General features: G+C 32.6%; 20 protein-coding genes and 1 pseudogene. 19 read left to right on the top strand and 2 right to left on the bottom strand.

The features are described from left to right. Window positions 1-66: 66 nt before the first annotated feature. The 6 genes from IGI50_RS08335 (at window position 67) to IGI50_RS08310 (ending at window position 5,414) form a co-directional block, all read left to right on the top strand. A complete protein-coding gene (locus tag IGI50_RS08335; RefSeq protein WP_438776708.1) occupies window positions 67-1,113 on the top strand; it encodes a DUF4062 domain-containing protein in 1,047 nt (348 codons plus the stop codon). A 101-nt stretch (window positions 1,114-1,214) separates the two neighbouring features. Beyond that, on the top strand, window positions 1,215-1,406 hold the full coding sequence (locus IGI50_RS08330; protein ID WP_438776707.1) for a hypothetical protein: 192 nt from the start codon (window positions 1,215-1,217) through the stop codon (window positions 1,404-1,406). A 76-nt stretch (window positions 1,407-1,482) separates the two neighbouring features. Next, on the top strand, window positions 1,483-1,656 hold the full coding sequence (locus tag IGI50_RS08325; protein ID WP_438776706.1) for a hypothetical protein: 174 nt from the start codon (window positions 1,483-1,485) through the stop codon (window positions 1,654-1,656). An 88-nt stretch (window positions 1,657-1,744) separates the two neighbouring features. Further along, on the top strand, window positions 1,745-3,073 hold the full coding sequence (locus IGI50_RS08320; protein ID WP_438776705.1) for a DUF3883 domain-containing protein: 1,329 nt from the start codon (window positions 1,745-1,747) through the stop codon (window positions 3,071-3,073). A 998-nt stretch (window positions 3,074-4,071) separates the two neighbouring features. Next, window positions 4,072-4,527: a hypothetical protein gene (locus IGI50_RS08315; protein WP_438776704.1), complete on the top strand. Its 456-nt coding sequence runs from the start codon at window positions 4,072-4,074 to the stop codon at window positions 4,525-4,527. A 47-nt stretch (window positions 4,528-4,574) separates the two neighbouring features. After that, window positions 4,575-5,414 carry an immunoglobulin-like domain-containing protein gene (locus IGI50_RS08310; RefSeq protein ID WP_438776703.1) on the top strand — a complete coding sequence of 280 codons (840 nt, stop codon included), beginning with the start codon at window positions 4,575-4,577 and terminating at the stop codon, window positions 5,412-5,414. A 303-nt stretch (window positions 5,415-5,717) separates the two neighbouring features. Here IGI50_RS08310 and IGI50_RS08305 read toward each other — a convergent pair whose 3' ends face one another. Then, window positions 5,718-6,584 (bottom strand): hypothetical protein, encoded by an 867-nt coding sequence (locus IGI50_RS08305; protein ID WP_438776702.1) that lies wholly within the window; start codon window positions 6,582-6,584, stop codon window positions 5,718-5,720. 170 nt (window positions 6,585-6,754) lie between these two features. On the opposite strand from IGI50_RS08305, the gene IGI50_RS08300 reads away from it, so the two are divergent. The 13 genes and pseudogenes from IGI50_RS08300 (at window position 6,755) to IGI50_RS08240 (ending at window position 14,237) form a co-directional block, all read left to right on the top strand. Next, the gene (locus tag IGI50_RS08300) at window positions 6,755-7,345 is read left to right on the top strand and encodes a helix-turn-helix domain-containing protein (protein WP_438776701.1); all 591 of its coding nucleotides are present in this window, start codon (window positions 6,755-6,757) and stop codon (window positions 7,343-7,345) included. A gap of 59 nt (window positions 7,346-7,404) precedes the next feature. Further along, window positions 7,405-8,121 (top strand): IS3 family transposase, encoded by a 717-nt coding sequence (locus IGI50_RS08295; RefSeq protein WP_438776700.1) that lies wholly within the window; start codon window positions 7,405-7,407, stop codon window positions 8,119-8,121. A 12-nt stretch (window positions 8,122-8,133) separates the two neighbouring features. Next, a complete protein-coding gene (locus IGI50_RS08290) occupies window positions 8,134-8,298 on the top strand; it encodes an IS3 family transposase (protein WP_438777581.1) in 165 nt (54 codons plus the stop codon). Window positions 8,299-8,547: 249 nt separating this feature from the next. Then, the gene (locus IGI50_RS08285; RefSeq protein ID WP_438776699.1) at window positions 8,548-9,714 is read left to right on the top strand and encodes an FRG domain-containing protein; all 1,167 of its coding nucleotides are present in this window, start codon (window positions 8,548-8,550) and stop codon (window positions 9,712-9,714) included. Between the two features lie 349 nt (window positions 9,715-10,063). Beyond that, a pseudogene (locus IGI50_RS08280) lies at window positions 10,064-10,129 on the top strand (metal-sulfur cluster assembly factor); the annotation flags it as partial. Window positions 10,130-10,471: 342 nt separating this feature from the next. Continuing rightward, a complete protein-coding gene (locus IGI50_RS08275; RefSeq protein ID WP_218255571.1) occupies window positions 10,472-10,879 on the top strand; it encodes a MarR family winged helix-turn-helix transcriptional regulator in 408 nt (135 codons plus the stop codon). Between the two features lie 14 nt (window positions 10,880-10,893). Further along, window positions 10,894-11,532: a nitroreductase family protein gene (locus IGI50_RS08270; RefSeq protein ID WP_218255569.1), complete on the top strand. Its 639-nt coding sequence runs from the start codon at window positions 10,894-10,896 to the stop codon at window positions 11,530-11,532. A gap of 16 nt (window positions 11,533-11,548) precedes the next feature. Next, window positions 11,549-11,836 carry a putative quinol monooxygenase gene (locus IGI50_RS08265; RefSeq protein WP_438776698.1) on the top strand — a complete coding sequence of 96 codons (288 nt, stop codon included), beginning with the start codon at window positions 11,549-11,551 and terminating at the stop codon, window positions 11,834-11,836. A 2-nt stretch (window positions 11,837-11,838) separates the two neighbouring features. Beyond that, window positions 11,839-12,198, top strand: coding sequence for a DUF1304 domain-containing protein (locus IGI50_RS08260; RefSeq protein ID WP_010744883.1), 360 nt, complete (start codon window positions 11,839-11,841; stop codon window positions 12,196-12,198). A 188-nt stretch (window positions 12,199-12,386) separates the two neighbouring features. After that, window positions 12,387-12,596 (top strand): hypothetical protein, encoded by a 210-nt coding sequence (locus IGI50_RS08255; RefSeq protein WP_438776697.1) that lies wholly within the window; start codon window positions 12,387-12,389, stop codon window positions 12,594-12,596. A 109-nt stretch (window positions 12,597-12,705) separates the two neighbouring features. Further along, complete coding sequence (locus IGI50_RS08250; RefSeq protein ID WP_438776696.1) at window positions 12,706-13,611, top strand: helix-turn-helix transcriptional regulator; 906 nt, start codon at window positions 12,706-12,708, stop codon at window positions 13,609-13,611. Window positions 13,612-13,621: 10 nt separating this feature from the next. Beyond that, window positions 13,622-13,921, top strand: a complete 300-nt coding sequence (locus IGI50_RS08245) for a YciI family protein (RefSeq protein ID WP_438776695.1) — start codon at window positions 13,622-13,624, stop codon at window positions 13,919-13,921. Between the two features lie 16 nt (window positions 13,922-13,937). Next, window positions 13,938-14,237 (top strand): YciI family protein, encoded by a 300-nt coding sequence (locus IGI50_RS08240; RefSeq protein ID WP_438776694.1) that lies wholly within the window; start codon window positions 13,938-13,940, stop codon window positions 14,235-14,237. Window positions 14,238-14,277: 40 nt separating this feature from the next. Here IGI50_RS08240 and IGI50_RS08235 read toward each other — a convergent pair whose 3' ends face one another. Next, window positions 14,278-14,844 carry a hypothetical protein gene (locus IGI50_RS08235; RefSeq protein ID WP_438776693.1) on the bottom strand — a complete coding sequence of 189 codons (567 nt, stop codon included), beginning with the start codon at window positions 14,842-14,844 and terminating at the stop codon, window positions 14,278-14,280. Between the last annotated feature and the right edge of the window lie 12 nt (window positions 14,845-14,856).

The following is a 14,856-nucleotide window of genomic DNA, read 5'->3' as shown; positions in this document are numbered from 1 at the left end:
AGTATATATAATTCTAGTTTTCAGCATAAGAAAAAGCGAAAGTTATTTAGAAGGAGGGAATATTTAATGATTTTTAGACCAAGAATTTTTGTTAGTTCAACATTTAAAGGGAATGAATATGTTAGAAATGAAATTGAAAAATTACTTAAAGAAACTGGTGCAGAACCTTTACTTTATGAAACAGCCCTTACACCATCAGTATTACCCCTAACTTATAGACAAAACATATTAGAATCGGATTTCGTAATTCTATTTTTAAAAGAACATTATGGAAGTAAAACAAATTCTGGATTATCTGGCACCCATGAAGAATACAGGCTTGCAAGAGAAAATAATATCCCAATGCATGTTTATATTCTTAAAGATGAAGCTGAAGATAAAAATAAAGATAAGAAGAAGGAATCCTTAGAAAGTGAAAAAGTAGAAACTACTGATAATTTAAATTTAGTAGTGGATTCCAAGGAGAACAAAACCGAGAAAAAGAAAAACAAGGATTTAGAAAAATTTTTAAAAGAGTTAAATAATGATGGTGTTTCTTACTATTTCTATAAATCAGATGACCAATTACTGAAAAGAATTAAGGAAACAATATTTACTATAGCCAAAGAAGTTATGCTTTTTAGCTTTTCAAAAATGAATATATCTGAAAATGATGTTGCCAAATTAAGCTCAAGCAAGGATTACAATAAAGCAATTGAAATATTCAAAATTATTAATGTAGCTTACAATTATTATAATCATGGAGAGATGAGCCTTTCTGAAACTAACCTATTTAATGAAATGTTTGAAGAAATTGATTTCGGTTTTAGTAAACAAAACAAAGTCTTCTTAGACTCGAAATTGGATGACAGATTTACAGAATGGCATGATTTAGGTCGGGAAATATGCAATATGATAGGTTTGTATAGTGATTATAGCAATTGGGTTGGTAATATTAAATTGTATAAAGAGCCAAAAAAGATTTTCTATCTCAACTACAAAAATGCTGATGGTAGTTCTGAATCAGATAAGCTAGAAGAAATTAATGAAAAAATTCAGGAATACTTTGATATGTATAAAGAATTCTATCAATTAGTTCAATCTCATAAAACTTTCGTAGATGTTAATTACTAGACCTCATTTCTGAGGTCTTTCATTTTTTTTCAAGAAGGGAACGAAAATAATAGCAGAATTGGAATACTTTACTTAGAAGGAAAATTTGGAGTGGAACAGTGATGAACAAGAAGATAGTCAAATTTTTTCTAGGTGACGATTTAGAAAAATACGATAAACTGCTGGAAATTTTAAATAGTATAGACTTTGATGAAATAGAAACAGAACAACACTTAATCATAAAAGATACAGAGCCATACCAAGCTCATAGAGAAAAAATAATCTATTACAAAAATATTCCAGAACAAAAATAGAACGTATGTTCGACAAAGCGTCCAAAATTTGGTATCATCTAATTAACCAATTTCAAGAAAAGAAGGTGGATTAAACATGATGAAGCCATTTGAGACATTAGAAGATGTCAAACATTTAGTTGAAAATTTTGATGAAGTTGCTATTATCTTGATTCAAAAATATATTGACCACCAGCTACTTTTCCTGCAAGATGAATCTACTGAAACTAATTTTATAGACAATCAACTACATGAGAAGGAAGCTATTTAGCAACCTTCTCTTTTTTATGTTGATAACACTTGTAATTTTGGTATGCTTTCATTAAAAGGAAAAGGAAAATGAAGGAGCTGAATGGGAAATGGGATTAGAATTGTATGACGAGTGGATATCAGTATTTGAAAAAGGAGAAGTAGAAGATTATTACTTACTAAAAATGATGGAATCCAATTATACACTAAAGAACTCGATAATTAGAAGAGCCAAAGAGATTGCTTCTACAGACTATGAAAAAGTAGAAGAACTAAGAAAGAATTTCGTAAAAGATTTTCCAAAAGAAAAAATAATAAATTTAACAATGAAAGAATATACAGGTCTTCTATCACAGAATAAAAATGCAAAACATTCTTTCACTTATCGATTGGAATATGAAACGGAGATTGTTGGATCAATAAGTGGTCAAGGTGATACTAGAAAATACGGCATTTATTGTCGAGAGGGGAAAAGGGGGTTCTTTCACACTAAAACTTACGGAGAAACACTTGAAAAGGCGTTTGATTTATTAAAAAGATGCTACTGTGGATTGATTGAAGCTTCTATGAATGGCGATGATAATAAAGTTAATAGTTCAGGGATTTCTGCAAATACAATCAAATATAAAGTGGCATATATGTATAATCCTGATAGATACTTGAATATATTTACCCCTTCACATTTAGACCATTTTCATGAAAAATTGAATCTAGAAAATCCTCCTCATGCAGTTGTGTATCAACAACAAATATTGCTTAAAGAAAAAAATCAGCACAGAATTTTAAAAAACTGGGCAAACTACAAATTTATGAAATATCTGTATTTTCTATTTGGAAATATTTCTAATCAAAGTGATAAAGGGTTTATTACACTTGTAGATGAACTATATAAATTACAAATGAATAGCTATAAAGTTGAATATGAAGAAAAAAATCTAAAAGAAGTTCAAAGAAGTATTAATGATAGTAGTAAGAAAAAAACTAAACAAGATAATCTAAATGATGGAGCACAGGATTATTTAGAAAAGGCTGTTAGAGATTACTATGTTGGAAATAGAGGAGAGCAAATTGTATTAGAATACGAAAGAAAACGTCTCAGAGAAGCAGGTAGGCACGACTTAAGTCAATTAATTAAACAAGTTTCTTTAAACAGTGATAAAACTGGGTATGACATATTAAGTTTTGAGTCAGGGGAAAATAGAGAAGAAAGACAAATCGAGGTTAAAACAACAACTTTAGATTCTAGTAAAAAAGCAAAGTTTTTCATGTCGAGCGGAGAGCTTGAAAAAGGAAAATTATTATCGAATTATTGGATTTATATTGTTGATTTGAGTAATACAGTACCTAAAATTTATTCGATGAAAAACTTCCTCAATGATGAATCAAAATATGAAATAAAGGCAGTAAAGTATGAGGTAAAAGTAAAGTTTGAATTATAAGTTGAAAAATCAAGCTTGATAAAACTTTTCTCTGAAGTTATATTGGGCCCATCAATCAGAGGAAAAAGGGGCTAATTGATTATGAAAACGGTAAAGGAATTAATCACAGAGTTCAAAATTTTAGCAGAAAAGTACGACACGGACTTACAATTTTACATCAGTTTCGAAGGGGATGAATACGAATTATGTGAGGGCTGGGATTTTATCAGGAAATTCAACTTTTACTACTTTTTGCATTCTAAATATTTTAAAGTTCTAAGATATTCATATTTGGACAAGCGATTTAAAGTCACGAGAATGGCAAAAGACCAGCTAAAAATTGAAGAAATTAATTAAGAGTAGCTTTTTGGCTACTCTTTTTCAGAATCACCAGAAAATTTGACTCAAAAATCCACTGATGATAAACTAAAAAATGTAAAGAAAACTTTACAATCATAAATTTTCATTACTGCGCTTGTTTTGAAGTTTCCATTTTTAGTCAACTCTTTCAAATTTTTAGTTTTTAGAGTTTATAATTATCCTAGCCACCACCTTTCATTGGGTTGGTGGTTTTTTCATGTTTTTCTCCCCCAATTTTTTCTTCTTCTCTTCTTCTTCAAAAACTAAAAAATACCTTTATAAAAAATCAGTCTTAAGTCTTACCCCCACAAAATTTCCTCAGATTTATCAAGCTTTTTTCTTCTTCAATACAAACATTTTGTTATATTTCATCAAGAAAACTCAATAAATAATTCCCCTTTATTATCAAGCTTTTTTCAATTCAATAACTCATAAATCCTTATTTAATGCGGGCTTTTAAAAATGTTGATATTTTTTTGACTCATAATTATACAATGTGTATAATTATGAATACAAAGGTAACGTAAGTTATTTAAAAAATCGGAAAGGGATAATAAAAACAACAAAAAACTAGAGGTAAAAGGAGAATGTTTGAAAGAGAAAGAATTGCAAGAGAGTATTAGAATAAGGATTGGAATGAGTTGAAAAAGTGGTAGAAGATGGAGATTTTGAGTTATTTCTATTTTAGAAACAAAGGATTAAATACTGAACTAATGGGCAAATGTCACGAAGGCTATGATATTAAAATATTTGATAAATCAGGAAAAGCCAAAAGAGTAGACGTAAAATTTTCGGCTGGAAATACTAGAAGGAGCAAAGACGGTGGATATTTGGAAAGGATTGAATTGCAATTCAATATTGTAAAAAGAAGAAAAATTGAGCGAGGGAAAGGAAAAACAACTGACTACTATCTGTTAGCATTTTATGAAGAAAAGAATGGAAAAATTGGTACAAATGGATACATGGTACCTTATGAAAAGATTCGAGAAAATGTAAACACTCTTACTATTACTAGAACAAGAGTACCTATCTGGATTAAAGACTATGAGTTAAATTTAAAACTATTAAAACAACTAGGGATATACCCAGCACAGAAGGAATCAGCAAAAAACTAAAGAAAGAAGATGATAATAAAAAAACTAAAAGATGGAGCGTGACTAAAATGAATAGAAGAAAATTAGCAGTAAAAATGGGGATAATGTTGGCGGTAGTAGGAATTTTCGGAGCAAGCAAGGCGAGTGCAGCCGAAAATGGATTAAGATTTGAAGGAATAAGAGATACTACTATAGAAGCAAAAAGTAGTTTTAGTACGGTAAAAGGGATTAAAGGTTATGATGAAAATAATAATCAAAGAGGATTTTCAGTATATTACAAAGGCAAAAAGGTAGGTTCCACAAATTACATAAAAACCAACAAGGTTACGAAAAAAGGGCAGTATCAATTGTTAAGATACGAATTAAGAAGCGGAAATAAGGTAAAAAATATACATAGAAAAATCTATATTAAAGATAGAACCGCTCCAAAATTTTATGGAATATCTAACACAACAATAAATTTTGGCTCAAAATTCAGCATTATCAAGGGGATTTCTGCAAGAGATAATGTTGATGGCAGACGTGGATACAGTGTATACATAGCAAATAAGGCGAAATGGTACAAAGTCGGGAAAAGAAGATATGTTAACACTAAAAAAGCAGGTAAATATTACCTAAAGTATGTTGTAAAAGATAGAAGTGGAAACACAACAACTAAGCGAAGAACCATCACTGTAAAGTCAAAAATTGTAAAAACTAAAAAAGTAGTGAAGAAAACTACACCAAATACTTTTAAACCAGTAAACACAGTACATATTTATCCTAAACGCAATGATGAAAGAGGCTGGTGGTATATGGGTTTAGACCAAAGTCGACTGTTTATACATAGTGCAAGAGGTGAAAATCTTGCGAAGATAAAACCAAATTCCAGATTAATAAAACACGTCAATGGAACCACCTACGAATAAAGAGTTTATGATAAATTTTTGATGTATGCTGACAGGTATTTGTATCCTAATACGCCACGAGGAATGGAATACAAATTTTCAGCAAGAGGGAACAAGTCAGCTTCTAGTGCGATAGAATCAGCACCTTTATATTTGCAAACGTGCTGGGGTGACGATGCAAGAGTATTAATTGCACTTGCTAAACCAGTTAATCCTAGCAAAATCTTGAAAAAGACAAGTACAATTTATGTTTCAAACCCACAATAATTGAAAATACCAAATACAAATTTTCATATTTAGAGCAGAAACTATATTTGCTGTTTTTTATTCGTTTAACAAAGGAAATAGAAGTCGAATTGGAGTTAATATTAATAGTGCAAGAAATTGCATTACACTTGTAGAAGGTAAAATATAATTTGTAGTAGTGGAAATTAGTACATCAGAATTAAGCTCTTCTTTAGTATTCAACTGTTCCTTTTTCTTTTTTTCAAACTCAGATATTTTAGCTTTATTCTTAGAGGGAGTTACCTTCAGTGTTTTTAAAGATTTTTCAATTTTCGCAATCTCTCGTTCTACTTTTTTTAATTTGCTATTTTTTTGTTTAGTAATTTTTTCAACATCTTTAGAAGAAATTGTCACAACTTCTTTTTTAGAGTAATATTTTTTATTTGAATATTTTGGGTATGAAGAGTCGTTAAAAGGTTCTAAAAAATATTTTCTAGATACGGTAACTCCTTCTGAATAATGTTGTAGGGTAGTTTTCCCATCAGGATAAGAAACGCTAACAATACTAGCAATAACAAAAAAGACTAGTAGGCATTCTGTTAGACGGCTAACAACTGAAATTTGATGTTTTCTATTTTGAAAATCAACAATTTTTTTCAAAGAATTTATTGTAGCTAAATTAAAGCCAAAACTTATAATTAAGAGAGCAAAGTCAATGACATATTCGCTTATGGTGCCATTGAATAGATAAAAATACATGAAGAAGCCTCCACAAAATAGAAGACTGTTTACTGTGATTAAATAGACAAATAGCCTTATTACTAAATACTTGGATGCCAATTGTTCTTCTAAAGATTGTATGTAGAAAGTTCTATAAATAGAATGGTCAAAAGTTTTAACAAATTTCTTTTTTATTTTAATTGCTACCTCTAACAAATTAGCTGTTATTGATGCTACTTTTTTCATAGTTACTCCTAGACTAGTCTTATTTAAGAATCATTATACTATATTTAAAATGGTGCTTATCTAAATTTTTTAGTTTTATATTTGGAAGAAAAGAACATTTTCTCCTAATGATATGCTCCCCCTATATAGGACACTGAAATATAAAGTGACCTATATAGGGGGAGTTTTGTATGTCCAGAAGAAAAATGAAGTTAACACCCGAAGAACGATTGCTTTTTGTAGAAAGATATAAAAGAAATGAGGCCAGCATAAATAGCCTAGCGAAAGAAGCACAAGTAGCTATCAGCACGATGATAAGATGGATAGCTATTTATGATAACGAAGGACCAACCGGTTTATTGACTACTTCAAAAAATAGATCTTATTCAGTTGAGTTGAAGCTAAACGCAGTCAAAGATTATCTATCTGGAAAACATTGTGGGTTGCAAAGCATCGCTAAGAAATATGGACTTCGCAACAAAACACAATTAGAAAACTGGCTAAAGATATATAATACTCATAGAAACTTCAGATCAGAAAGCGGTGGAAGTAGAATGAGTCAATCGAGAAAAATAACAGTTAAGGAACGAATCGAAATTGTCCATTACTGTATTGTCAATGGTCGAGACTATGGAAAGACAGCCATTCATTATCAAGTCTCCTACCAACAAGTTCGTAACTGGGTATTGAAGTACGATGAGATGGGAGAAAAAGGGTTAGAAGATCGGCGTGGACATCGGGCAGGTAGCGAACCAGCAAGAACGGCGTATCAAATTGCTTGAAATGGAAAATAATCTGTTAAAAAAGTCAGCGAGTTAGAGAGGAGGCGGGATTTGAATTAGTGCGTTATTCCTTTGAATACCAAGCAATCAAAGAGTTGAACGAAGCAAAAGGTTACCCAATTCGCACAATGTGTTCCCTTCTTCATGTCACAAGATCGGCTTACTATCGCTGGTTAGAAAGTCCTAAGTTGCCTGAAGTGGTATTTAATGAACAGTTGTCTGATCTGGTTCGTTATATTTACGAGACAGACAATGATAAAGGCTATCGCAGAATCTGTGAGGATCTCGTGAATGATTACGGTTTTCAGGTCAATGATAAACGGATTCTTAGAATTTGTCGCAAACTTCAAATCCAATCTACGATCAAACATTCAGGCAACAGTATTACGAAAGCGTCTAAGAATCCGTATCATATTGCGAAAAACTATTTGAATCGAAAATTTTATGCAGATCAACCAAATCAAAAATGGTTAACGGATGTGAGTGAATTTAAATACTATCAGGGAATGGAAGTAAAGAAAGTCTATCTAAGCGCGATTCTTGATTTAGCAGATCGTCGAATTGTCTCTTTCGTAATCAGTGATAAAAATGATAATCAACTTGTCTTTGATACATTCGATCAAGCAGTCGCCGCCGAACCTACCGCACAGCCGCTGTTTCACAGTGATCGTGGATTTCAATATACGTGTAAGGGATTCTGTACAAAACTAAAGAAAGCAAAAATGAAACAAAGCATGTCTCGGGTTGCCCGTTGCATTGATAATGGACCGATGTAAGGGTTCTGGGGAATACTTAAGCGAGAAAAATATTATCGTCGCAAATTTACGAGCAGAGAAAGTTTGGTTGAAATGATTGAGAAATACATGACTTACTACAATAATGGTCGGTACCAACGATGTTTAAAGAGTAAGACACCGATGCAGGTTCATCAGGAATTATTGATGGCAGCGTAATACTTCTCCCTCTTAGATAAGCGAAAAAATGCCCTTCGCTTATTTAAGAGGGGGACCAACCAAGCGAAGTCAAGGTTAAACACATTAAAAAGATAAAAACTGTCTATCGAGATTGATAGACAGCAATTCAAATAATTTTATTCTATTTCATTGTCCACTTGACGGGGAGCCCAGCATAAAGATTCTTTACTCTTTTTTTATTTCAAGTAGAATCAAAGTTGTATAGTTTTAGTTAGGAGTTTTTGATAGATGAAAGAGAAAAAAGAACAAATTTTTGAAATTGACTCATTGCAAGCTTTTATTTCAAAATTTGAAGATGAAAAGTTTTCGGGAAATTTTTATTTTAGGGGAGAACCAAAGGACTATAGCAATACTATTTTAGGTGAAAATGGAGAATCTTTTGACACTAGAAATATGGCAAGTGGATACCGCTGGATATATAAAAATGGTAAGACATTTGATGACCTGCTTTGGCTCAGAAGAGATTATTATCGAGAAATCGGTCATACCTTGACTGAAAAGGAGACAGAGAACTTTATTTCCTATGCTCAGCACCACGGTTTACCAACAGAATTATTAGATATTACCTCTAACCCAGCAGTGGCATTGTACTTTGCTTGTGAAAAAGATTTTGATGATGATGGATATATTTATCTATTCGACAATAATGGCTACAATGCTGATGCGATCAATACAAATAAATTCTATGATAACCTTTACCATGATTTGATTGGAAAATTAATCTCCAAGGACCCTAATAAACAATATATCCGTTTTCGATGGTTTAATGAAGTTGATTCTGATGATATTCAGAAAGAATTGAAGGAAGAGGCAAATGAATTCATTTATAATCTCTTTCGAGAAAGTGAAGAAACAATGTTATTGTTTGAGGCATATACGGAATACCAAACTCTAAAAAGGCAAGGAGATTCTTCAATTAAGGGAATTGTTGATAAAGATATTTTGAACTTTTTTGAAAGTGAAAATTTCAGCGAAGCAAATAAATATCTAAGAGACAGTATAGCCAACAAGAGTATAGATGAGCAAATTTATCTAAGACATGTATTTTGCATAAATACTTCAATTGACTTAATCGGAAAGGGAGAAAATAGATTTTTCCCAGATTTAAAACTACTTTTGCATAAACCATCAATAGTATTTGATAGAATGAGAAACCAAGGTGGAGAGTTTATTTATCAGTTAAGTGAGGAATGGGCGAAGACAATAGTCAACCAAAAAGTGACTCCTTCTTTTTCATTTAAAATACCTTCTTCTAAAAAAGAAGAAATCTTATCTCAGTTAGATAAAATTGGTATCAACCAAAAATTTATTTATCCTGACCATGATAATATAGCCAAATACTATGCAAATAATTATTCGAAATCATTTTACAAAAAGATGCACCCATTTGGATAACTAATAACGAAGCTTCCTAATTTATTGTACTCCCATTCAACAGAAGTGAAATAATTATTTTTTGTTATAGATATTTTAAAATAATTGACAGAAATACCCAAATAATTTTTGATAAAAATCATGCCTATTTTTGACTGGACTACAGATAAAATGAGTGTTTTTTGACTCAATTAGTCAGTTATCCAAGCCTAAGATTGGCTATTGCTGAAGCAAATATCTTAAGTTATACTGCTAAAAAAGAGAAGTAAATAACTGACTGAAATATTGATAAATCAACCTTTCTGCTGATAATTGAACGCCATTTTTAGAAGTGAGTGTCTTAGTGCGGAGCGCTAAGCAAGTCAAAAATTGGTATCCCGCATGGACAACTGACAAGATGAGTCGGTATGCACGGATTGCTTTAGGTATTAGATAAGAACTTGCGTTAATGAACTTCTGTTAAGATGAACTTACAGTATACGTATTAAAATAAAAACGCCTTTATCAACTTTTTCAATAATGTTGATAAAGGCGTTTTTGCATTTTTTATAGCTTAAACGTTACGCAAAAAGATAATGTGCAATATAAAACGATATTAGAATAATTAAGTAAACTGATAAGAAGGGATTTCTATAGTTTCTAATAGATTTAAAGGATAGTAAGGTATTCGTTTTTATTTAAAAGGAATTTTACAGGCAAATTGCTTCCTAAATTATCCTTAATGAAGTATAGTTGATCAGTCAACAGTTGATTAGTCAATTAATGGAAGGAGTTTTAAATGAACCTAAGAGAAATTAGTAAGTTATTCTACCAGCTGAAACTTGCGAATCAAGAGACAACCAGTAAATTCGAAAAAGAAACTGGTTTTAGTATTACTCGTTATGAATTAATGATGTTTTTAAAAGAAAATGGTCAGTGTTCTCAAACGGTATTGCAAAACGAGTTGAAAATAGATAGTGCTGCGGTCACTAGGCATTTAAAGATTTTAGAAGAGAAAAAATATGTCATTCGCGAAAGAAATAAAGACAATAATCGAGAAGTTTTTGTAAAGATTACCGATGAAGCATCAAAAGCATTGGAAACGTGTGAGCAAGATTATACTCATTCAAAAAAAAGAGTTATATTGCCCCTAGATGAAGGGGAAACTCAAACATTGCTTGAATTATTAAAAAAATTAGTGAATTGAAAGAGGAAGTAACGATGTCTAAAGAACTAGTAAATAATGATTTTTCTGAAATTACATTTGGGAGAAAATCCGTTCGTGTATACGACGAAACGGTTAAAATATCTCACGAAGAGATGCTAGAAATGATTCAAGAAGCAACTACAGCACCCTCTTCAGTGAACATGCAACCTTGGCGTTTTGTGGTAGTTGAAAGTGATGAGCAAAAAGAGAAATTGAAACCATTGATTCGTTTTAATACTAAACAAAATGATACCTCATCAGCCATGATACTGATTTTTGGGGATATGTTGTGTTACGAATTAGGTGAAGAAATTTATGATCAGGCTGTGGAAGAGGGTAAGATGCCTGTGGAAGTAAGAGATCAACAGTTATCGGCGATTATTCCTTATTATAAGAGCTTCACTAAAGAACAAATGAATGATGTAGTAAAAATTGATTCCAGTCTAGCTGCTATGCAGTTTATGCTAATTGCACGTTCACATGGGTATGAAACCAATCCAATCGGCGGCTTTGAAGCTGACCAGTTAGCTGAATCATTTGGGCTCAATAAAGACCGATATACACCAGTCATGATCTTGTCTATCGGTAAGGCGAAAGAAGCTGGATATACGTCTGTTCGATTGCCTGCTGAAAAAATTACAGAATTTAAATAAGTAATGAGGTTAAATAATGAAGATTATCCAAGCAACTTTCTACATTAATGATGATAAAAGAGCTGACTTTTTAGCGGATATTTTCCCTTTAATAACTTCTGCACGGTTAGAAGAAGGCTGCTTAAAATATGATCTATATGAGTCAATTGAAAAGAAAAACCAATTTGTCATGATTGAGAATTGGCAAAATCAAGAAGCGGTTGAACAGCATAACCAAAATCCGCTATTAATAAAACTATTCGGTAACATGCCTGAGTACGCTGAAAAGAAAACAGAATTAACTGTAACAGAAAAGGAGGACTAACATTGTCCATCATTTCAAAAATATTTATTCTTTTCGTTGCATTAGAATTTTTCTATATTATGTATTTAGAAACCTTTGCTACCACGTCAAATACAACTAGCAGAGTTTTTAATCTGACAAAAGAAAAATTGAAGGAAGAATCCTTAAATACCTTATTTAAGAATCAAGGAATCTACAATGGACTACTTGGACTTGGTTTGCTATATGGCCTGTTTTTTTCTAATGCTCCGATTGAAATTAGTCGAATATTCCTAATCTATATCATATTTGTTGCTTTGTATGGTAGTTTAACAAGTGACAAAAAAATTATCTTAACACAAGGCGGATTAGCTATTATCGCTCTTGTAACAACATTCTTTTAATTATTTGTCAAAAGCATAGGTCTCTATTTCCTGTGCTTTTTGCTTGTTTAGGAAATCATTCTCCATAAGCACAGCACAGTTGAGACACTATATGATAAGTAAAATTTGTAATTATTACTCAATAATGTAAAGTTCATTCAATTTTGAAAGAGCTTTTTTGATATACTTGTTCTAAAGGAGTGGGTCGCATGGAAAACTATCAATTAGAAGATTACCTAGCAGCAAAGAAGTCCTTAGCTTCAACGTTGCACAAAATCGAACAAGCAATTATTTCACTAGAGGAAAAACAAGCGGCTGGACGAAATATGAAGGCGCAAATCACTTTATCAAAAGAGCGCGTAAAGGCACTAAGGCTGTCTCTTGCACTGATTGAAAGCGAAATTACAAGAATGACATAAAACAGAGATAGAGCATACAAATGTTTTCTCTCTGTTTTTTTCTTTATCTAATAGGACAGCTTGTTGTCACATTACCATTGCTATAGTGTGTTCGAAAGGAAGGAAATTTATGCAGATCGAACGGTTGGTAAGGATGATTTTTTACATTGTCAGCCACAAACAGGTGACTGCACGGGAGTTAGCTGATTATTTTGAGGTTTCGACACGAACAATTTATCGGGACATGAATACGTTGACGTTATCAGGTATTCCTGTTATTTCAAAAAAGGGAACGGGCGGAGGTATTTCACTGATGGACGGATATGCCTTAAATAAGTCCTTTTTAACTGCGGAAGAACAGGTTCAAGTGTATCAAGGGCTACAGATTCTTCAAGCATCGAATTATCCAGATGCCAAGGAGGCCCTGAACAAAATCGGAGCATTATTTGACCGGCCGTTATCAGAAGATTGGTTAGAGATTGATCTTAGTTATTGGGGGAGTAGCGACGATGAAAAAATCACGATTTCGGAATTACGACGTGCAATCACTATGAAATATATTTTGGCTTTTGAATATTTCAACTCTGAATTGCAACAATCTAAAAGAAGAGTTGAACCATTCCGATTGGTTTTTAAATCTCATGCGTGGTATGTGGTTGGATTTTGTCGTACGAATCAAGCAATTAGAGTTTTTCGCTTGTCTCGTATGAAAAGAATACGAGTTTTGACTGAAACCTTCGACCGAGTGATGCCCGAGACTTATTCATTAGATGAATCTGCCAATAATATGGCATTTACATTATTCAAGTTAAAATTTTCTCCCGAAATGGCGCATCGTCTATTTGATGAGTTTCACGAACATCAGGTTAAGCGGTGTGCAGATGGAAATTTTTTAGTGAACGTCCAGTACCCATTGAATGAATGGACATACCACCGTCTGCTTTCTTATGGCTCTCACATGGAAGTTCTAGAACCGAAAGAAGCCCAGCAGGAATTGAAAAAACGTGCAATGAAAATCGCCGAAAAATATGATTAGGAGGAAGAAAATGGAAGAATGGTTATACGTCATGATGATTAAGAAGACGAAGGAATATCGTAAATTAAACAAAGCAGGGGTGGTTGCACATGTTGAGAACATCCGTAAATTAGATACTGAGGGGCACATTGAACTTGCTGGTGCATTTAAAGGGTTTCCTGGTATGGCAGGAATGTTTTTACTTAAAGCAAAAAGCTATGAAGAAGCTGAAGAAATTTGTAAGCAAGAGCCGCTAGTTATTGCTGGCTATGCTACTTATGAGTTACATCGTTTGCACATTGCGAATAAAGAGAATAACTATTTGTTATAGAAAGGGAGTTAATAATATGAAAGAAGGTAGTATGTTGTTTGTTCGGATCGATTACAAAAACGGGGAAAAGGAGGTTAGCGAGCAGGTCGCCATGGAGTCGGCACAGTATTTGAAGGGATTATCAAAAGAGCGCTACTTAACAGCGGGAGTATTCGGGGATATGTCAACCGAGGAAATTGATGGAGCGATGGTGATTTTTGAAGCAGAAAGTCTAGCAGAAGCCAAATCAATCTCTGATGCTGATCCAGTATTCCAAGACGATCTTTACCGCTACGAGTTAAAGCAATGGCATGTAGTGGTCACCCACGATAAGTAATAAAAAAAGAAACGACATTCTCACAGTCGTTTCTTTTTTATTAGAATGATCGGAAAAGCGTCAGCATTTCTATGGTTCTTTTTTTGGTAGGTTCATTTAAGGTTTCTAATTCTTTGGTAACACGGTTTGAAGGGACACTTTTCAATAGAAGCAGCCGATAAATCAATCGCAAATCTTGACGACGAACTTTAGGAAAATGCTGCATTAATACCTGATTAAAATCTGCATTCATTTGATTAATCCCGATTAGTGGTTCTTTTTGGATAGTATAGTTTGTTAGGAAACGGTCCAAATCTTGCATCGCTGATTCGGATTTTTCAGGGACGAAGCCATTGGCCCAAGCCGCCGTAATTAAGACAAAGCTATCTATTTCAGATAGTCCTTTTTGAAAGGCGACCACTGTTGCGTCTAATACGCTTCCCTGTAGTTTTTCAAAAACTATCGGCTCATTTTGTTTGATTCGTAAGAAATAGTTAGTAAAGCCATCACCGCTTAACAAGTTCAGTTCAATAGCTTTAAACCAATTATAATGATAAGAATTCAAGTAAGAATAGTTTTTCTCTTGTGTTTTTCTTTGGATTTTTTTTAATTCATCATTGGATTTCATTTTTCTCCCGCT

The sequence above is a fragment of the Enterococcus sp. DIV0170 genome (assembly GCF_051710765.1).
Lineage (GTDB): Bacteria > Bacillota > Bacilli > Lactobacillales > Enterococcaceae > Enterococcus_A > Enterococcus_A raffinosus.
The sequence above is the reverse complement of the archived record's forward strand: the minus strand, read 5'-3'. Positions and strand labels throughout refer to the sequence as shown.

Coding starts and splice junctions, on each gene's coding strand:
- IGI50_RS08335 (WP_438776708.1), top strand. CDS start 67: ATGATTTTTAGACCAAGAATTTTTGTTAGTTCAACATTTAAAGGGAAT.
- IGI50_RS08330 (WP_438776707.1), top strand. CDS start 1,215: ATGAACAAGAAGATAGTCAAATTTTTTCTAGGTGACGATTTAGAAAAA.
- IGI50_RS08325 (WP_438776706.1), top strand. CDS start 1,483: ATGATGAAGCCATTTGAGACATTAGAAGATGTCAAACATTTAGTTGAA.
- IGI50_RS08320 (WP_438776705.1), top strand. CDS start 1,745: ATGGGATTAGAATTGTATGACGAGTGGATATCAGTATTTGAAAAAGGA.
- IGI50_RS08315 (WP_438776704.1), top strand. CDS start 4,072: ATGGAGATTTTGAGTTATTTCTATTTTAGAAACAAAGGATTAAATACT.
- IGI50_RS08310 (WP_438776703.1), top strand. CDS start 4,575: ATGAATAGAAGAAAATTAGCAGTAAAAATGGGGATAATGTTGGCGGTA.
- IGI50_RS08305 (WP_438776702.1), bottom strand. CDS start 6,584: ATGAAAAAAGTAGCATCAATAACAGCTAATTTGTTAGAGGTAGCAATT.
- IGI50_RS08300 (WP_438776701.1), top strand. CDS start 6,755: ATGTCCAGAAGAAAAATGAAGTTAACACCCGAAGAACGATTGCTTTTT.
- IGI50_RS08285 (WP_438776699.1), top strand. CDS start 8,548: ATGAAAGAGAAAAAAGAACAAATTTTTGAAATTGACTCATTGCAAGCT.
- IGI50_RS08275 (WP_218255571.1), top strand. CDS start 10,472: ATGAACCTAAGAGAAATTAGTAAGTTATTCTACCAGCTGAAACTTGCG.
- IGI50_RS08270 (WP_218255569.1), top strand. CDS start 10,894: ATGTCTAAAGAACTAGTAAATAATGATTTTTCTGAAATTACATTTGGG.
- IGI50_RS08265 (WP_438776698.1), top strand. CDS start 11,549: ATGAAGATTATCCAAGCAACTTTCTACATTAATGATGATAAAAGAGCT.
- IGI50_RS08255 (WP_438776697.1), top strand. CDS start 12,387: ATGGAAAACTATCAATTAGAAGATTACCTAGCAGCAAAGAAGTCCTTA.
- IGI50_RS08250 (WP_438776696.1), top strand. CDS start 12,706: ATGCAGATCGAACGGTTGGTAAGGATGATTTTTTACATTGTCAGCCAC.
- IGI50_RS08245 (WP_438776695.1), top strand. CDS start 13,622: ATGGAAGAATGGTTATACGTCATGATGATTAAGAAGACGAAGGAATAT.
- IGI50_RS08240 (WP_438776694.1), top strand. CDS start 13,938: ATGAAAGAAGGTAGTATGTTGTTTGTTCGGATCGATTACAAAAACGGG.
- IGI50_RS08235 (WP_438776693.1), bottom strand. CDS start 14,844: ATGAAATCCAATGATGAATTAAAAAAAATCCAAAGAAAAACACAAGAG.